Source organism: Roseixanthobacter psychrophilus (assembly GCF_043195195.1).
Taxonomy (GTDB): Bacteria; Pseudomonadota; Alphaproteobacteria; order Rhizobiales; family Xanthobacteraceae; genus NCEH01.
In genome coordinates, this window is the sequence record NZ_JBAFWT010000002.1 from 31,816 (window position 1) to 46,873 (window position 15,058).

The following is a 15,058-nucleotide window of genomic DNA, read 5'->3' on the forward strand; positions in this document are numbered from 1 at the left end:
TGTTCAGTGCGTCAGCGCTGCATGGCGCTCGGCGCCGGTCGGCTTGTTGATGCCGATCACCCGGCCGATCACCGGCCACTTGGAAGCAACAAGCTCCCGCTCTCTACCGAAGATATTCTGTGTGTACCGGCGCCCGTCGTCGGGCCGGGTGAGGGCGTGGGTGCCCTTGCGATGGACCCAATGGGGTTCGGGCTGACCGGTCCCTGGGTTCATCAGAATGAGCAGGGCAGAAGGTGTCACCGCGTCGAGCTTCACGTCCGAGCAGAATTCCACAATCAGCTCGTCACCACGTTCTATGAACGGGTACAGCATATCCGTGTTGGCGATGATGGTGCCGAAGCCGGGCTTGGGCCGGCGGCGCACATGCCCGCGAACAGGGACCACATCCGGAGCAGCCTCGGCCAGATCCCCCGACTGCCATGCGTCGAAGACCTCGACCATTTGAATGGTAACCTCGGTCGCGTTGGCCGTCTCGGATTTGGTGCAGATATAAAGCGCCTGCTTTTTGTTCAGCCAGTAGGTCTTACCGGGGCGGCCCTTCTGACCATTTCCGTCCACCGTGGACGGAAATGGTCCAAACCGTTGCAGCGCCTCACTATGACGATCCACAAGGTGCCCCATTTTGTGGACCTCGCCGTAGCCGAGAACTTCGGCAAGACGGCGGTGGGAGATCCGCGGTTCGTGGTTGACCTTCGTGTTCAAGTCAGCGGGCGTCAGTGCATGCGTTGTGTTAGGAATTGCCGCAGCCTGATCCATTGAGAGACCCTCTCATGGTTGGGTTAGAGCCGGGAGCAAGGTTGCCGCCTTGCCCCGGCTTGTCTTTAGAGATATCCTTATATCCTCATTGCGTCAATACGGATATCTGGATATTCTCATGGCCCGCCCTCTTCGGTACCCGTTCAAGAAGCTTGTTGCGTTTGATCAAGAGATTATCGACGCGCTCGAGGCATGGAGGCGGGAACAATCACCGATACCGTCTGAGGCAGACGCCATCCGCTTCATCATGCGCGACTGGCTGATTGCCCACGCTTTGCTTCCCCTAGAGGAAGATCATTCGGCCCCCGAATGAGGCGGTAATGGGGGCTGCCGCACTGCTCATGAAAAAAGGGCGGCCGAAGCCGCCCTTTTTCGTCGCCCCAATTGCAGAGGCCATTACTGCGTCTTGCGATAGGACGCCAGTTGATCTTGTGCGTTCGCGGTTCGCGCTGCGGTCAAGAGTTCTTTGGAGACGACTCGCTTGCCAACGGGGAACAGCGATATTCCAGCGAGCTTGAAGTCTTGTAGGCCCAGCGGAATGCCGATGATGGTTATGAACATCAGGCATCCGTGAATAATGTGTGCGACGGCCAGTATCAGGCCGAGCGGTAACCAGATGATATTAGCCAGAAGTCGAAATATCTTGAGGCCAGCACTGCTACTTCCAGTTAGTTCAGAGTGCGAGATTACGTCGCGCCCAAACGGCATTAGGTTCATCAGACCGATTTCCCAGCAGGCCCGAGCCCACGGCAGTCCGATGATGGAAATCGTCATCAACACGGCGGCCGCCCACCATATCAACGCTAGTATCCATCCACCCAGCAGAAACCAAAGAATGTTGGCGCCGGTCCGCATGAAATTACCCCTTACCCCGATGCTTGTGAAGCTTCAGGTTGAGCACTTCGGGTTCCGCGCGTCAACGGCCAGCGCCGTCGTCCAACGAACAGCCGACTCGACTCCTGTCCACTCCCTGTTACCTTTTGCAAGAAATTCGTAGGGGGGAATTGACATGGACGACGCTTTACTTCGTAGGATGAATGATGACCGCATCACAAGCAGGCAGGTCGATGAATTGATAGGTCTCGCGCGCGGTCTAATTGCGGACGATGTCATCAATCATGCCGAAGTAGAATTCCTGCAAAAGTGGCTCGCTGCGAATTACGACGTCAGTTCTCAGCCAATCATCAGTGTGCTTTACCAACGCGTCTCGGAAATTTTGGCTGACGGCATTCTAGACGAAAGCGAAAAGATTGAACTTCTCGATACATTGAGCCGATTTACGAACAATAACTTCGAACTCGGCGAGGTCATGAAACCGACTTCTCTTCCACTGTGTGACCCTGCGCCAACTTTGACGTTCATGGGTAAAAGATATTGCTTCACCGGGACGTTCAACTTTGGCCAACGCAAGAGCTGCGAGGCCGCCGTTTTGGAACGAGGGGCGTTGGTTGGTAGCATAACACAGAAAACCAACGTTCTGGTGATCGGATCTTACGCTACTGACTCATGGAAGCATTCGACCTTCGGAAACAAGATCCTGCAAGCCGTCGAGTGGCGCGACTCCGGGCTTCCCATTTCGATTGTCTCGGAAGATCATTGGCGCAAGCATCTGTGATCGAAAATTGTTCTCACCAACGTTACTTTCCGAGGCGCTCCAGGAAGGTCCGCGTATCGGCTTCGTCCTGGAGCAGCTCGGAAAGTGGTTTCGCCAGATAGTGGTCCGGCGTCGTCTTCCAGACGTGGGCGAGGTCGAACGCCAGCGCGATCAGGGCGCTGGCGTCGATGGCATGAAAAAAGGGGCGAGCGCCGCCGCCAGCGGAAGCCAGTCCCCCGCCGAGATGTCGTCCACGGCGGCCGGCGTCAGGGGCGGATTGGACAGCACCGCCACATACTGGCCGACCCGCTCCATGTCGAAATCGACACCGCCCTCCTTGAAGAGCAGAGGCGATCCGATGCGGCGAACCTCCTTTCCGGTGGGCTCGCGAAGTTCGAACGAGCTGACCTTCTCACCGAAGGAAGTGACCGGGCGGCTCAGGGTTACCTTGGCGTTTTCCATTACATCTTCCTCAGGCGTTCGCCGGCATCAGCTCGTCGCCGGACAGACCTTCGAAACGGAAGGCGACGCGGCCTTCCGCCGGCGCCGCAGTCGCCTCGGCGGCGTACCAGGCATTGCGGATCACGATCACCCGGCCATCGGGGCATTCCGCCATCACCGTGGCATCGGTGGTGGCGTGCAGCGTCTCGATGGAGACCGTGGGCGCGGTCGTGATCTGGCCGGAGATGTAAGGCACCTTCGGCGTTTCCTTGAACCCGTGCACGCCGTCGAGCCCGACGACGCCTTCGCGGGTCGAGGGCGTGACGTCGTATTCCAGCTCCTGCACCGGATATTGCGTCGAGCCCACCTTGAGGTAGGAGACGCCGGCAACTCGTTTTCCCATCAGGGTATCTCCTCAATTTCCTCGGGCAGCGGAAGGCGGTTGCCCTTGGATCGGTTCTCCAACGCCGGGATGACACGTAGATTCCAAGGAACATGCAGCCCGCAGGACGACTTTCCCGCCAAAGGGAAGATGTGATCGACTTCGTGAAGGACGCCGGTCGATAGCGTTGTGGCACGCGCCTTTTCGTAGACGCTCGCTATAGTTTCATCATCGACCCAGGGTGGCATCGCGCAGCGTTTCCGTGCGTAACGCGCCATCGTGCGTGCCGCCTTACGCTCCGGGCTTTCGTGCTTGAAGCGGTTCCTATAGTCGGGATTATTTTTCCGCCAGTTGCGGCCACGCTCGTTATGATCGGCGCGCATAGCCGGGTCCGCCAATTTTCGACGCTTGCTTTCGCGCGCCCATAATCGTTCGCTTTCCCTGCGCTCTTCGCTTGAGAGACGCTGTAGTTTCACCCACTCCACAGACCGTCGCACAATACCTTCGCGATTTTCGCTGTAATATTTTCGAAATCGAAGGCGGCGGCACTCTCGACATTCGGCGCTAAGCCAGACTTTCCCCTTCTTCTTGAGGGGTTGGAAATAGTCTTGCGTAGCGAGGAATCTATTAGAACATTTTGAGCATGTCTTTTGCTCACTCATTCTTGCGTCCTAAACGAGATCTGCAGTTGTGCTATAATTTAATCTAAACTGCGCCAGGACGGCGAAGACCACGAGCTGGTTCACCAGATCCGGCGGCCACAGCACGTTCAGGCGGTCGGGATCGGTGCTGTCCCGCTCCACCACCAGATAGTCCTTGAACGCCTTCGCGTTCTCGACCAGGCCGCGGTCCTCCATCTCGCGATAGTGGGCGACCAGCCGCGCCCGCACGACGTTGGGCGTGACGATGGCCTGGCCCGGGCCGAAGCGCGTGCCGTCGTTGGCCAGCTTGTGGCGCGGGTATTCGCTGGTGATGATAGCTCGCTGTTCCCGCAGGATGCGGGCGAGCGTGGCGCGCGTCTCGATCCGGCGATAGGCGCGGTCCTCGATGCCGTAGGAGTTGGTCTTGTAGGTGGTGACCGACGCCTCGATCATGATCTGGTTGTCGTTGGTGGTGGAGTGCGTCCAACCACCCTGCAGGGCCAGGGCCGCGCGCTCGGGCTTCGTGAAACGATCCTCCGGCGGCGCCGGCAGGGCGCCGGTGAGCAGGAGCGTTTGCAGTGGCCGGGCGGGGTCCGCATTGATAGCCTGCGCAGCCGCCGCAGCATTCAGGGCGGCGATCTCCCAGACCGGCGTCGGTACCGTGGTTTCGACCATGTCCACGCAAATCGCCGGGTCGTTGCGACCGGCGAGGAAGGTCAACAGGGCGGCGTAGGTGCCGCGCTTGGCGGAGAAGCCCCAGCCATAAATCTGCTGGTCGAACGCCCAGCGCGCCGCGATCAGATCCCGGAAGGCATCAAGCGATGCACTGTCGGTGAATGGGAAAGCGCTGTGGTCGAACTCCTGATCGCCCAGGTTCGCAATCGCTGTGTCGAGATCCGGCGCACCGGTGCCGCTGGCCATTGCCGTGATGGTGAGCGAGAGGCCGGCCGGCAACGCCTCGCCGCCCTCGCTGCCACGGTAGTTGGTCACCAGCCGGATATCGTTGCCGCTCTCGCCTTTCCATTTGCAGGTAAGGGTGACGGTAGAGGTCGCGGCGACGGCGGTGACGGGAAGATCCGTGGCGGCGGTGATCGCGGCTGCGATCTTCGTCGCGGTCGTGGCGGTCGTGTCGGAGGAGGTCACCGCGATGGAGATCCTCTGTCCGGCGATATAGAGGAAGATCGTACCGGCAGCGGTCGGGGCGGCGGCGACAACGATGCTCCCGGTCGCAGCGACGCCGGCGGCGGGCTCGGCCACCGGCAGCACCCAAACCTCGCCGGAGGGATTGCGGCGCCGGAAGACGGTCAGCATGCGCGCGGCCATCGATCCGGCACCGAACAGAGCGGCGCCCTGGGCGGCAACGCCGACGGCCACGGGGACGTCAACAGGCGCCGTGCCGGCGGCGAGCTTGACGCCCCACATGAGCGCCCGGTCGGAAATGATGATGCCGCCGGCCTGGCTGCCATCGACTTCGGCCCAATAGAGCGGCAGCGGCCAGTTGCTGGGGATCTGGTTGAAAGATACAGGCATGGCCGTCACTCCTTCGCGGTCTTGGCCGGCGCGGGCTCATCGGTGGGAGGGCTGGCCTCGGCGACCGGAGGCGTGGCCTCGACCACGTCACCGTCCCGCAGCCGGCGCATCAGGAACTGATCGTGCGGCCACCAGTCGCCTTCCTCGAGCAATTTCTGCCCGGTGGCCGGGCGCACGACCACGGCCCCGGGCGAGCCGGGCTTCACATACTTCTCGGACATGGGGGGCTCCTACTGGTCCAGGTGGTCGGCACCGAAGACGTCCGGTCCGTCCTGTGTCAGGCGCCCGCGGATCGATGTGAGATCCGTGCCGGTCGCGCCGTAATCCATCCGCCACGTGGCGGTGATCTCTATCGAGAGGTCGAACAGGGTCAGTTCGTTTTCCGCCCCCTGCCGAAGGGTGGTCTCCACTGTCTCCACGGCCTCGACCCCAGCGAGCCAATCGGCATCGTTCAGCAGGGATTCGATGATGGCCGTCTCATCGGCGAGCAGCGCGTTTTCCAACAGCTCGCCGTCGTCCGCCGTGCGGCGCATCACGATCATGATGGTGGCCCGGGCGAGGAAGCTCGGAGCGCCGAGGTTAGCCCGGCCCTCGCTCTCCAGCCGCGCGCGCCGCGCAGTGATCGCCAGCGCCGGCAATTGCTCGGCCGTGACCGGCAGCCAGGGCGCGCGGATCACGGTTGGAATTATGCCGGCGGCAATGAGCCGGTCCGCCGTGCGATCGCGCAGCGCGCGCAACTCGCTCATGCGGTCACCTTGCGCAGCACCACCGTGGCGCCGCCCTGGCCATCGGGTTCCGCGAAGACGACCAGGAAGGTTTCCGTGCCGATGAGGATACGGTCCTTCTGCAGCGGCACCGCCGGCCACTCATCAATACGGATGCCGAGACGGGGCGCGACGGACTCTTGCACCGACCCGTCATCCGAAGGGACCTGGACATAAGCCCGGTCGAAGATCCCACACACCTGGTGCTCGCCACCGGCGGCGGGCTTGAACACGACGGCGCGGGAGAAAACCCGCATCGCCGGGCGCAGCACCAGGCGCGAGAAATCAACCATGGGTCAGGTCCGCCGGCCGCGATGCAGGGCGGACGGGGCGACACACACCGGCAGCGGGTAGGAGTAGACCTCGACGTCCGCCCAGGCGTTGCGATCCTTGTCCAGCACGATCCAGGAATAGACCGGCTGGCCCGGCGTATTCACGAAGTCGAATGTCTCTGCTGGGGCGTAGGCAATCTGGAAGATGCCGGCGTTGACCGGGAAGAACTTCACCTTTTCCGTTCCGACCGACACTGCGCCATCATCGGACCCGCGATAGTTGATCCAGGTGATACCGCCATAATTGAACTGCTGGTACGGCGCGCCGAAGCCATTGCGCAAATCAGCGGCGGACTGCGTGTTCAGGAAGGTCTTCTCGACCTCTGGGTGGCCGGTGAGATCATCCCAGAAGGCATCGCCGCACAGCCCGACGATGGACACGGAGGCTCCACCCATACCCTTCAGGTTGGTCAGGATGGACCGCACCACCGTGTTGCATTTCTTGCGCACGGCGCCGGTCGCCGGCGTCGCGTTGTCCAGATCGAAGTCGATCTCGGCGGGAATGGCCTGCCCGAACTCGGTCGCCCAATCGAACAGCACGCTGCCGTCCGCATCGGTCACCAGGCCCTGGATGGCGCCGAGGCGCATATTCTCCAGGGTCAGTTCGTGGTCGTTGCGGATCAGCAGTTGCCGCCGGGCAATCTCGGTCTGCACCTGCTTGAGTTCGGTCTCAGAGCCGAAGGCACGGATGTTCTGCAGCTCGCTCGCCTGGATCTTCGAATTCCGCGCCAGCCGCACCGTATCGAAGCTGCGTCCCTTCCGCTTTTCCTTCTGGCGGGGATCTGGCGGCGCGCCGCGGGGCGAGGTGTTGATCAGCAAGGGACCGTCGCCACGCTCCTCGACGAACACAGAGGTGGTGCGGACGGGCACCGGCTGGAACAGGCCGGGGATGCTCCCGAGCACGCCGGGCACATAGCCGATCTTATCCACCGCGGCCGTGAGGCTGGTGGCGCTGAAGAGGTCCTGCTTGAAAACGTCCATGGTGATCATGGAAAAGCTCCTGGGGAGATGCCGAATTGCGGCGCGCGCCTTGCCCAAGGGCGAGATGGGCGGGCGGCGCGCCGCGCCGCCGGGGTTAGCGAACGGTGATGCGGGCCCGCTTCAGGTCCGCGATGGCGGCCGCCTTCTGGATAGCGGTGATGTCGTCGGGCCAGGTGAGATCGCCATCGGTGACAGCCGCGATCTGGACGATGGCAGTGGCGCGCGCGGTTTCGCCTGCACCCGTCGTCACGCCATCCCAGAGGATCGCAACGGCGACCTCGCTGCCGTCCGTGGCCGTCGGGTCGAACCCCTTGTAGACCTCATCAGCATCCTCGATGCCGACCGTGATCTCATAGGCATCGCCCACGACATTCGCCGTGCCGCCGGCGGTGATCGTGAACTTGACTTCCTTGTTGAAGGCCGCGCCGTGCGTGGACTGCCCGATCTCGACGCCGTTGGGATCTTCCCAGCGCACGGTCGTGGCGGTCAGATGGACGCCGCGGTATTTGCCGTTCTTCGCCTTGGAAGAGACGGCCGGATTCGCCATCGCGATGGTGCTGTTTCCGGTGTTCCCAGCGACCGGCGCCGCGGTCGCGGTGACGCCCGTGTCGGTAGCCGTCTTGCCGAGCACGTGTCCGGCAACGAGGGTTTGGCTCGCGGCGATGACGATCGCTTCGCGGGACATGAAGTCGGGCAGTTCCGAAAGCAGGAAGCCACCCGCATGAAGGGTTTCGGTCAGCGTGGTCATGGTGATGCTCCTTCAATCCGGCGGCTATACCGGCGGTTCACTTCTGGGCGACGCCGTATCGGCGGTTCACCTCGGCGGTCACTTCGTCCCAACCGGAGCCACTCGCCTTGGGCGCGCGGGCCGCATCGAGAATTTCTTTGTCGGCCGCCTCAGCGGCGCGTTTCGCCAGATCCGCGCGCACCTGGTCGAGCGGCGTTTTCGCCGTGACCATCTGGGATGCGACGACCGAACTGACGCCGGCGATCGCGCAGAGCTCCAGCACCGCGGCCGCCGTTGCGGCGGTGTAGGTGTCGGCGGTGGGCGCAGGGTTGGCGGCAGCGGCAGCAGCAGCGGCAGCAGCAGCCGCGGCAGCGGCGTCGATCTCCGCCTGGGTCTTCTCGGTCATGTTGACCTCCTGGTTTGCGGCGGCCGCCGCGGGACGGGGGACGAAAGGGGTGAGGGCGCGTGCCGCGGCGCGAAGGTGTTCGGGCGCGTGGGCATACAGCCGGTAGTCGTAGGCGGAAGCCGACGCATCGGCTGCGGCCGTCTCGTCCGAGCTGGTGGCGAATCCCTTGTCGACCGCATCCGCGGCGGTCAGCCAAGTCTCCGCCTTCATCAGGCTGGCGATTTCATCGCGGCCCGTTCCCGTGCGGCGCGCGTAGATGCCTGCCATCTGGCCATCGAGCTTGCGCAGCATCTCGGCGGATTTTTCTAGATCGTCGGCGGTGCCGGAGCTGTTGGCGGACGCGTCGTGGATCATCATCAGGGCGCCGCCCCGCATGACGATCTCCTTGCCCGCCATCGCGATGATGGACGCCGCCGATGCCGCGATGGCATCCACGATGATGGTCACCTTGCCGTCGTGGGCGAGCAGGGCATTATAGATGGCGATGCCGTCCCAGGCATTTCCGCCACCGCTGTTCAGGCGCACCTGGATGTCGCCTTCGATGCCCGCCATCGTGTGCAGGACGTCGCGCGCGGTGAAGCCGATCTCGTCGTCCCAGAAGACGCCGCCGACGGGCCCGTAGAGCACCATCTCGCTATCGACCAGCAGATTTTTGGGCATGGAAGCTTCCTGTTCTGGAGTCCGGCAGGCCGGGTCTCAGGCGGCGATGCGATCCTGCTGGCCTTCCTTCGGCATCAGGCTGGGGTCGGCGATGCCGGGCACGTCGGGAAAGGTGAGGCCGAGGCTGGCTGCGCGCTTGGCATCGTCAGCAATGCGCTGATCGACCTCTTCCGGGTCTTCGCCTTCGGCCTCGATCGTCTGCGACCGGGCGCGGAACCCGTTTTTGATGGCCAAGACTTCCGCCTGCCGATCCTTGTAGGGATCGACCCACTCCCACCGCGGCGTAATCCAATTCACGCCGAGGTACTGGCGCGGGGCCGTGGCATAGCCGGGCATCTTCAACGCGCCGGATAGGGCGGCGGCATCGAGAAACCAGCGCCACACCGGGCGGCAGAACTGGAAGACCATGACGCTGTGCTGGATCGCCTCGATCCGCCGGCGGAATTCGACCAGCGCTTGGCGGCTGTTGCTGTAGTTCGACTTCACCATGTCGCTGGTTAGCGCCATGTAGGGAAGGCCCAGGGCGGCGCTGATGCGGGTCAGGGCGCGATATTGCCACGCCTCATAGGCGCCGCCGACGTCGGCCGGCGTGGAGAAGGTGATGTCCTCACCCTCTTCCAGAATCTGCAGGGTGCCGGGTTCCAGCGCCACCAGCGGGGGAGCGGCGCTCCCGTCGTCTTCGATGTCGAGGCCGACTTCGCCATTGGCCGGCTTGCGAATGAAACCGGCGAACATCGCCGCCGTCTTCTTCCGCTCATGCTCGGCGTCGTCGTATGCGTCGAGAGACCAGAGCGCGACGATTGCGGGCGTGAGCCGCGGAAGCCCGCGAATTTGCCCGGCCTCGACCGGGTCGAACACGTGCAGGATTTCGGACGCGGGAATCCGCACCGTGTCCGGGTTCGGGTCCTGCGTCACGTCGCCGGGATGGCGGCGGTAGAAGTGATATGCAACGCGCCGGCCGACGCGGTCGAACTCAATTCCCTGCCGGATCACGTTTCCGCCGGAGGGCGTGATAGCGATCTGCTGGATCGGGCACATCTCCGATGGGATGACCTCGATCTGCAGTGGCACGGCGAAGCCGTCCGAGAGATAACGGGGGCGTCGGCGCACGAAGCATTCGCCCGCGATGAAGAGTTCCCGCGCGACCCGCCGCTGCAGGCCGTAGAAATCTGTCAGCCCCTCGGCGTCGGCATCGTCGGTCCAGTCCTTGAAGAGCTGCTGGCCCGCGCTCTTCAGCTTGCTTTTTTTCTGCAGCCAGGCGGGCTTGATGCCGTAGCCCACCAGGGCGGCCGAGAACACCTCGACCGCGTTCGCGGCGTAGGGGTTGTTCCGCGCAAGGTAGCGCGAGCGCGCCAGCACGGTGTCGCCGGACGACTGGACCAGCGTATTGACGTGCTGGCGGCTGGGCAAAAACCCGGAGAGGCGACGCTGATACTGCCCCGCTTCCAGGCCCGTGCCGGATGCGGGCGCGCGCGCCTTCGGCGTTCCCCGAAACCGGGAGAACAGACCTTCCAGCATTTCAGAGACCCTTGTTCGACACGGCGCGCAGCGACCGGCTGCGGCGCGGCGTGGCCGACAGGTCGCGGTCGATGATGTCGAGCACCGAGCGCATGTCGTTCAGCGAGCGGTATTTGACGGTCTTCCCGTCATAGGTGACTTCGGTCGCGCCGCTCGCGATCGCCTCTCGCAGGGCCTCGCGCTGTTCGGTGGTGTAGGCCATGACGGTCACCCCATGTAGGAGGACGGCGCGACGCGCGATCGGCGCTTCGTCGGGCCCTTGGTTGCAGCTTGCGGCGGAGGCGGTGTCGGTGCCGGCGCGCCGTCCTGCCTGGGCGCCGGCCTGGACCTGCTGGCGCGCTCCGGCGCCGGCGGACGATCAAGCCGTATGTTGGTGGACAGGCGCGCGGCCATCGCCAGCACGAACGTGTCGAGCGCCTCGTTGCGCGCACCTTTGGGGCATTCCCAGATGCGGTACGGGCGACCCTCGCGGAAACGGGTCAGCACCTTCTCGACGGTGAGCTGTGCGAAATATTCAGCGTCGAATCCGTCGGCCGCTGGGAAATGGACATAGCCCGGGCGGATCTCTTCACCGTCGCCGAGCCGGATCTTCAAGCGCCCATAGATGGCGTCCTTCGCGGTATCGACGCCGATAGCGTAAAACTGCAGCGAATGGGTCTTCGACCTGGTGCCACGCTTCGGCCAGATCGGCCGCGGCCCGCTCATGCCCTTCGTTGCGTACACCCCCTCTCGGCGGTAGGCCTTTGCGTAATTGAGCACCTGCGCGGTGTGGTGCCCGCCCATGTCGATGCAGCAGGCTTTCACGCGCATCGGCCGGCCGGTGTCCGCCACCAGCACTTCACGGCGCATGTCGGTGAGCTTGGCCCAGACATCCGGCTGCGAAGGATCGCCAAGGATCACCTCGTATCGGCAGGGCCAGCTTTCCTCGCCCTCGCCCCACGCGATCCATTGCGCTTCGAGACGATTGCCTTGGACGTCCACCCCCATGGTCACCAGCCGGCAGGAGTCCGGCAGGGTGTCATGGTCGAACAGTTCCAGCCGGTGCATGAACCCGTTCGGGTCCAGGCCCTCTCCTTGCTCCTCCCACGACTCTCCGAGGACCGTGTTGACGAAGGTCTGCAGTAGCTCGGGGGATTTCCGGCAGTCGAGGAATTCCCGCACCAGGCCGGCAAGCCCGTCTTCGAGCAGCTTGGAATACAACGCGTTGAAGCGGAAACCAGCGATCCCTTCGAACGGCCGCGTCGCCACCCACTTTCGATTGTCGATCGCGGCGAGCCGGTCACCCTCGGTCCACAGCTCGCCGCAGCCTTCACACTGATAATGGGCGGTGTCGAACAGGTGTTTCCCGTCCTCGGCCTTGTCCCATTTCACCTGTTCCCAACGCAGCGGCTGGAACACATCGCAATAGGGGCAGGCGACGTGACAGACCCGCATGTCGGACCGCTCATATTCGCGCTCGATGCGCGAGAAACCTTTGCGCGTCGGGGTGGAGCCCCCGATGGTCTTGCGGTTCCAGAAGGTGGTCTGACGCTTGCGGGCCAGCCTGATGGGGTCACCTTCGGTGCCGGCGGAAACCGGATACCGATCCACCTCGTCGTAGAGCACGACCCGCTTCGGCCGGGAGGCAAGGCCGGATGGCGCGTTCGCTCCGACCATATCCACCTGTCCGCCCGGGAACTGCTTGTGCAGGATCTTGTTGCCGGAGTTCCGCGACTTCGGGTCGGCGATCAGGCCGGTCAGAGCAGGAGAATCCCGAACCATCGGCGCGAGCCGGTCGGTGCTCCAGGCCTCGGCCATCTCAACGGTGGGCTGGACCACCAGGATGGACGTCGGATAATTCAGGCCCTGCCTTTACAATGGTTTAGCGACATTTGCGCAACCCTTGCGAAAGACGTTCTCACTGGACGTGCGTCGGCTTTAGATCCAAGGCAGGGGGCGGCAGGAGCTGAATCGCAGCGAGATCGGTCATCTCCCTCCGCCGGTGGCCACCAATCACGGGATGGGCGTATGTCTGTAGCGTCGTGTTGAAGGTGCGATGCCCAAGCAGCGAAGCCACCTCCATCATGCCGATGCCTTGGCTGATCCACCAGCTTGCCGCGAAGTGGCGCAGGGCATGAAAGTGCAGAACCTCCTCACCGTCTGCCAGCAATCCCGATAGCCGCAGAAGCGGCCTCCAATCGCCACGGTGAAAATTCGATGGTGAGTGCATCGTGCCGGACTTCTGTCGGAAAATGAGCCCTCGTTCGTTCCCGACCGCGAATTGCTGAAGCCATTCAGACAGCAAATTCGCAACATGGGAGGGCATGGGGACATCGCGAACCCCGGCTCGCGTTTTGGGCGCCTTCAGTTCATCAAAGTCGGTCAGACTGTGACGCACGTGCACAACGCGGTCATCAATGTTGATGCACGGAAGGGTAAGGCCTGAGATTTCACCGAACCGCAACCCGCAGAAGACAGCGAGATGAACATAGCATTTTAGCCGGAGATGGCAGCGCTCACGCTGGTGTCTCCGCTTAATTTCCAGTTGTTTCAATAGCCTAACAAGTTCGTCTTGCGTGAATGTTCTGACAGTGGTCTCCTTCGCGCCGCGCAGATCCTGCAAGAAAGCAGTGACCGGCTCTTGCGCCATCGCTCCTCTTTTTATAGCGAACTGGCACACGTTTCTAAATTTGGTGAGGCGCATCCGAGCCGTCGTCGGATGCAGTCCCCGATTTTTTATCATCTCCTTGTAGAATCCTTCGACATGCGCAAAGGTGATCTCGTTGATTTTCATTTTTCCAAAATATGGAATGACACCCTTTTCGATGGATATTTTGTAATTCTTCTGAGTTCCTCTTCCCATACGTCCATCTTCTAACCTGTCTTCAATAGATCTCAGAAAAGCTTCGCATATCGCATTTACCGTCCTTTCGTCAGTCGATGAGATGTGTCTATTTTTCTCTAACTCAATTTCAACTTTCAGCCGAAATTTATCAGCGTCCTTCTTCTTTTCGAATGTCTTCTGACAATGCCGACGCTTCGCATCAAAATATCGGACGATCCATGCGCTCTTGGTTTCGCCCTTGTGCGTCCACTCTCGCTTGCTGACGCTTGCCATGTTCAAGGCTCCTAAATGAGGTTGGGTGCCCGGCCACCAGCGCGGCCGGGCCTTCGATGAGCCGTCGGCTAGGCCGAAGCTCCCGGTGCGGCCGGGCTTATTTCAGATACGGGCATCGTCGTGCGGAACGTCATCGATGCCGTGATCTTCCTCGAGCTCGGCATCCCAGTCGGGCTCCAGATCCTCATCCGGTCCCTCTGCATCCGCCATACCGCGGTGGTCGCCCCAATGCTCCTGTGAGCCGAAGGCGATGCGCTTCGTACTGCCGATGGCCGGAAGAAACCAAAGGGGCGGCTGGAGGTTTTCCGTGGCGCCCAGCGACGGCTCCTCGTCGTCCAGGCTGGAGTAGCCGAGATGCGACTGGTCGGGATCGCTGGCCCATCCCACTGGCTCGCGATCTTCGTCCGTCTCCCCTTCCTTGGTGTCTAGATCGTCGTCCTCCTGCTCATCGTCGTTTCCACCCTCGTCGGATTCCTCTGCGTCTTCATCCAGCGCCTGGAAGGCGGCGAGCGCGTCGAGAATGGCGGAAGTGACCGGTGCCAGCAAAAACCGGCGTGGCCCCTGGGTGAAAACGTGAGCTAATTCGCAGAGGTCCCGCAGGGCCTGTGTCTCCATCAGCGTTACCGGGCACCCGCACCGGAAGAGCATGAAAACACGCACCAGCTCCTGTCGCACAGCGGCGGCAACCGGTGTCCGCGAGAGGGCGCAAATTACCAGCGCCTGCCCCTCATTCAAAAGCCAGCCTGCGCCCGGCCGGCCCCTCGTCCTTTTTTCTCCACCGCGGAGAATATTCGGCAGGAGCGCGCCGTAGCTCTCCAACTCAGCGCGGTTCCGATCGATCAGCCGGCGGATGTTGTGGGGTTTTTCGAAGCCCAGGCGTTGGGCCAGGGTTAGGTCTGCGATACGAGGTTCATCGGACGCGGCGACAAGATCATTCTTGCGCAGGCGCGGCCCGCCTAGGACGTGCATGTTCATGAGTTTTGCTCTGTGACCGATCCGGCTTCTCAGGGCCGGGGTCCCACCATCGAGGCGGGACCAACGCCAGCAGCAGGCTGGCACCGGGAGTCTGAGAACACGTCACAGAGAACGTGCGCCACGGCCTTCACCCGAAGGCTCTTGTATAGCCGTGGCACTCCCGGCATAGTTCGCCGGTCACACCCACGGCGTGGGCGCGTCGTCTTTTCGATGGCTCTCATCCCCGGCAAGGGATGCTACCAACGCTCTGTGAT

19 protein-coding genes are annotated in these 15,058 nt (G+C 62.6%); 2 read left to right on the plus strand and 17 right to left on the minus strand.

The window, feature by feature from the left end:
* Positions 1 to 3: 3 nt before the first annotated feature.
* Positions 4 to 756 carry a hypothetical protein gene (locus V5F77_RS02405; RefSeq protein WP_429003725.1) on the minus strand — a complete coding sequence of 251 codons (753 nt, stop codon included), beginning with the start codon at positions 754 to 756 and terminating at the stop codon, positions 4 to 6.
* 118 nt (positions 757 to 874) lie between these two features.
* Here V5F77_RS02405 and V5F77_RS02410 point away from each other — a divergent pair, with 118 nt between their 5' ends.
* The gene (locus tag V5F77_RS02410) at positions 875 to 1,069 is read left to right on the plus strand and encodes a hypothetical protein (RefSeq protein ID WP_429003726.1); all 195 of its coding nucleotides are present in this window, start codon (positions 875 to 877) and stop codon (positions 1,067 to 1,069) included.
* Positions 1,070 to 1,152: 83 nt separating this feature from the next.
* Here V5F77_RS02410 and V5F77_RS02415 read toward each other — a convergent pair whose 3' ends face one another.
* A complete protein-coding gene (locus tag V5F77_RS02415) occupies positions 1,153 to 1,593 on the minus strand; it encodes a YccF domain-containing protein (RefSeq protein ID WP_429004031.1) in 441 nt (146 codons plus the stop codon).
* 172 nt (positions 1,594 to 1,765) lie between these two features.
* Here V5F77_RS02415 and V5F77_RS02420 point away from each other — a divergent pair, with 172 nt between their 5' ends.
* A complete protein-coding gene (locus tag V5F77_RS02420) occupies positions 1,766 to 2,371 on the plus strand; it encodes a BRCT domain-containing protein (protein WP_429003727.1) in 606 nt (201 codons plus the stop codon).
* 150 nt (positions 2,372 to 2,521) lie between these two features.
* Here the strand turns inward: V5F77_RS02420 and V5F77_RS02425 are convergent, their stop codons facing one another.
* The 15 genes from V5F77_RS02425 to V5F77_RS02495 form a co-directional block, all read right to left on the minus strand.
* Positions 2,522 to 2,812 (minus strand): phage tail assembly protein, encoded by a 291-nt coding sequence (locus tag V5F77_RS02425; RefSeq protein WP_429003728.1) that lies wholly within the window; start codon positions 2,810 to 2,812, stop codon positions 2,522 to 2,524.
* A 10-nt stretch (positions 2,813 to 2,822) separates the two neighbouring features.
* Positions 2,823 to 3,194: a phage tail tube protein gene (locus V5F77_RS02430; RefSeq protein ID WP_429003729.1), complete on the minus strand. Its 372-nt coding sequence runs from the start codon at positions 3,192 to 3,194 to the stop codon at positions 2,823 to 2,825.
* Positions 3,194 to 3,835 carry a hypothetical protein gene (locus tag V5F77_RS02435; RefSeq protein WP_429003730.1) on the minus strand — a complete coding sequence of 214 codons (642 nt, stop codon included), beginning with the start codon at positions 3,833 to 3,835 and terminating at the stop codon, positions 3,194 to 3,196. The genes V5F77_RS02430 and V5F77_RS02435 overlap by 1 nt, the downstream gene beginning before the upstream one ends.
* A gap of 9 nt (positions 3,836 to 3,844) precedes the next feature.
* The gene (locus V5F77_RS02440) at positions 3,845 to 5,344 is read right to left on the minus strand and encodes a phage tail sheath C-terminal domain-containing protein (RefSeq protein WP_429003731.1); all 1,500 of its coding nucleotides are present in this window, start codon (positions 5,342 to 5,344) and stop codon (positions 3,845 to 3,847) included.
* 5 nt (positions 5,345 to 5,349) lie between these two features.
* Positions 5,350 to 5,565: a DUF2635 domain-containing protein gene (locus V5F77_RS02445; RefSeq protein ID WP_429003732.1), complete on the minus strand. Its 216-nt coding sequence runs from the start codon at positions 5,563 to 5,565 to the stop codon at positions 5,350 to 5,352.
* A gap of 9 nt (positions 5,566 to 5,574) precedes the next feature.
* On the minus strand, positions 5,575 to 6,090 hold the full coding sequence (locus V5F77_RS02450) for a hypothetical protein (protein WP_429003733.1): 516 nt from the start codon (positions 6,088 to 6,090) through the stop codon (positions 5,575 to 5,577).
* A complete protein-coding gene (locus V5F77_RS02455) occupies positions 6,087 to 6,401 on the minus strand; it encodes a head-tail joining protein (protein ID WP_429003734.1) in 315 nt (104 codons plus the stop codon). The genes V5F77_RS02450 and V5F77_RS02455 overlap by 4 nt, the downstream gene beginning before the upstream one ends.
* A gap of 3 nt (positions 6,402 to 6,404) precedes the next feature.
* Entirely contained in the window at positions 6,405 to 7,430 is a 1,026-nt protein-coding gene (locus V5F77_RS02460) for a major capsid protein (RefSeq protein WP_429003735.1), read from the minus strand.
* Positions 7,431 to 7,515: 85 nt separating this feature from the next.
* The gene (locus tag V5F77_RS02465; RefSeq protein ID WP_429003736.1) at positions 7,516 to 8,169 is read right to left on the minus strand and encodes a head decoration protein; all 654 of its coding nucleotides are present in this window, start codon (positions 8,167 to 8,169) and stop codon (positions 7,516 to 7,518) included.
* Between the two features lie 37 nt (positions 8,170 to 8,206).
* Positions 8,207 to 9,214 (minus strand): head maturation protease, ClpP-related, encoded by a 1,008-nt coding sequence (locus V5F77_RS02470; protein WP_429003737.1) that lies wholly within the window; start codon positions 9,212 to 9,214, stop codon positions 8,207 to 8,209.
* A 36-nt stretch (positions 9,215 to 9,250) separates the two neighbouring features.
* The gene (locus tag V5F77_RS02475) at positions 9,251 to 10,732 is read right to left on the minus strand and encodes a phage portal protein (protein ID WP_429003738.1); all 1,482 of its coding nucleotides are present in this window, start codon (positions 10,730 to 10,732) and stop codon (positions 9,251 to 9,253) included.
* 1 nt (position 10,733) lies between these two features.
* Positions 10,734 to 10,934: a phage head-tail joining protein gene (locus V5F77_RS02480; protein ID WP_429003739.1), complete on the minus strand. Its 201-nt coding sequence runs from the start codon at positions 10,932 to 10,934 to the stop codon at positions 10,734 to 10,736.
* 5 nt (positions 10,935 to 10,939) lie between these two features.
* The gene (locus tag V5F77_RS02485; RefSeq protein WP_429004032.1) at positions 10,940 to 12,574 is read right to left on the minus strand and encodes a phage terminase large subunit family protein; all 1,635 of its coding nucleotides are present in this window, start codon (positions 12,572 to 12,574) and stop codon (positions 10,940 to 10,942) included.
* 55 nt (positions 12,575 to 12,629) lie between these two features.
* Positions 12,630 to 13,829: a site-specific integrase gene (locus V5F77_RS02490; RefSeq protein WP_429003740.1), complete on the minus strand. Its 1,200-nt coding sequence runs from the start codon at positions 13,827 to 13,829 to the stop codon at positions 12,630 to 12,632.
* A 102-nt stretch (positions 13,830 to 13,931) separates the two neighbouring features.
* Entirely contained in the window at positions 13,932 to 14,804 is an 873-nt protein-coding gene (locus tag V5F77_RS02495) for a hypothetical protein (protein WP_429003741.1), read from the minus strand.
* Positions 14,805 to 15,058: the final 254 nt, after the last annotated feature.

Bases quoted from the DNA above. Each gene is read 5' to 3' on its own strand.
- V5F77_RS02440 (WP_429003731.1), bottom strand. From the start codon at position 5,344: ATGCCTGTATCTTTCAACCAGATCCCCAGCAACTGGCCGCTGCCGCTC.
- V5F77_RS02410 (WP_429003726.1), top strand. From the start codon at position 875: ATGGCCCGCCCTCTTCGGTACCCGTTCAAGAAGCTTGTTGCGTTTGAT.
- V5F77_RS02450 (WP_429003733.1), bottom strand. From the start codon at position 6,090: ATGAGCGAGTTGCGCGCGCTGCGCGATCGCACGGCGGACCGGCTCATT.
- V5F77_RS02430 (WP_429003729.1), bottom strand. From the start codon at position 3,194: ATGGGAAAACGAGTTGCCGGCGTCTCCTACCTCAAGGTGGGCTCGACG.
- V5F77_RS02435 (WP_429003730.1), bottom strand. From the start codon at position 3,835: ATGAGTGAGCAAAAGACATGCTCAAAATGTTCTAATAGATTCCTCGCT.
- V5F77_RS02470 (WP_429003737.1), bottom strand. From the start codon at position 9,214: ATGCCCAAAAATCTGCTGGTCGATAGCGAGATGGTGCTCTACGGGCCC.
- V5F77_RS02460 (WP_429003735.1), bottom strand. From the start codon at position 7,430: ATGATCACCATGGACGTTTTCAAGCAGGACCTCTTCAGCGCCACCAGC.
- V5F77_RS02420 (WP_429003727.1), top strand. From the start codon at position 1,766: ATGGACGACGCTTTACTTCGTAGGATGAATGATGACCGCATCACAAGC.
- V5F77_RS02495 (WP_429003741.1), bottom strand. From the start codon at position 14,804: ATGAACATGCACGTCCTAGGCGGGCCGCGCCTGCGCAAGAATGATCTT.
- V5F77_RS02480 (WP_429003739.1), bottom strand. From the start codon at position 10,934: ATGGCCTACACCACCGAACAGCGCGAGGCCCTGCGAGAGGCGATCGCG.
- V5F77_RS02405 (WP_429003725.1), bottom strand. From the start codon at position 756: ATGGATCAGGCTGCGGCAATTCCTAACACAACGCATGCACTGACGCCC.
- V5F77_RS02475 (WP_429003738.1), bottom strand. From the start codon at position 10,732: ATGCTGGAAGGTCTGTTCTCCCGGTTTCGGGGAACGCCGAAGGCGCGC.
- V5F77_RS02445 (WP_429003732.1), bottom strand. From the start codon at position 5,565: ATGTCCGAGAAGTATGTGAAGCCCGGCTCGCCCGGGGCCGTGGTCGTG.
- V5F77_RS02490 (WP_429003740.1), bottom strand. From the start codon at position 13,829: ATGGCAAGCGTCAGCAAGCGAGAGTGGACGCACAAGGGCGAAACCAAG.
- V5F77_RS02425 (WP_429003728.1), bottom strand. From the start codon at position 2,812: ATGGAAAACGCCAAGGTAACCCTGAGCCGCCCGGTCACTTCCTTCGGT.
- V5F77_RS02455 (WP_429003734.1), bottom strand. From the start codon at position 6,401: ATGGTTGATTTCTCGCGCCTGGTGCTGCGCCCGGCGATGCGGGTTTTC.
- V5F77_RS02465 (WP_429003736.1), bottom strand. From the start codon at position 8,169: ATGACCACGCTGACCGAAACCCTTCATGCGGGTGGCTTCCTGCTTTCG.